Origin of the sequence: Pseudomonas sp. 22072 (assembly GCF_052046095.1) — a bacterium.
In the GTDB taxonomy this organism is placed as follows: domain Bacteria; phylum Pseudomonadota; class Gammaproteobacteria; order Pseudomonadales; family Pseudomonadaceae; genus Aquipseudomonas; species Aquipseudomonas paracarnis.
In genome coordinates this window covers 1-869 of record NZ_JBQEQE010000062.1, presented here as the reverse complement: position 1 = coordinate 869, position 869 = coordinate 1, and the positions used below count along the sequence as shown (strand labels likewise).

General features: G+C 56.4%; 1 protein-coding gene. It reads right to left on the bottom strand.

All coding sequences use genetic code 11. The features are described from left to right. Positions 1 to 869: immunoglobulin-like domain-containing protein (locus ACTJLA_RS26785; RefSeq protein WP_440842482.1), on the bottom strand; the 869-nt coding region annotated here is incomplete at both ends.

The window sequence follows — 869 nt, the reverse complement described above, 5'->3', positions numbered from 1 at the left end:
AGCGGATTGGTGATGTTGGTCACCGGTGCGCCGTTTTTATCCACAAGGCTGGCGGTGTAGACGATATTGCCGCCTTCGCCAACGGTGGTGGTCGCGGTCAGGACTACATCAACCTTGTCGATGGTGTCGTTGATTGTGGTGGTTGCGCCATTCCCTGCGACTTCCAGTTTTTCGAAGTTGCCACCAGTGGTCTCGGTGATCTGAACGGTCTGCGTGCTCTTGTCGATGAACACGTCATCGGTAGGCGCAGGCACGGTTACGGTGCCAACGGTGTCGCCAGCCTTGATGGTGATGCTTGAACCGTTGTCGAGCTTCAGTGTTACGTCAGTGCCCGCTTTGTTGGACAGCGTGGCGGTGTACGTAATCTGCCCACCTTCGTTTGCCTCAGCCGGAGCCGTCAACGTAACGGTGGTGGTGTTATCGGTGCCAGGGTTATCGGTGACAGTAGTGTTCACTGCCGTCGTGCCAGGGACCAGGTTTTCGAAGTGCTCGCCGCCGGTCACGCTTTTGATGGCGGTAGTGACAGTTTGATCGCCTTTGTACACATCATCCGGCGCGATGGTGGTGATAGAGCCACTCGACTGATTCACACCAATGGTGATGGTCTTGCCGTTATCGAGGGTGACGGTCAGCGGATTGATGATGTTAGTCACCGGTGCGCCGTTTTTATCCACAAGGCTGGCGGTGTAGACGATGTTGCCGCCTTCACCAACGGTGGTGGTGGCCGTCAGGACCACATCGACCTTGTCGATGGTGTCGTTGATCGTGGTCGTTGCGCCGCTGCCTGCAACTTCCAGTTTTTCGAAGTTGCCGCCGGAAGCGTCGGTGATCTTGACGGTCTGAGTGCTCTTATCGATGAACACGTCATC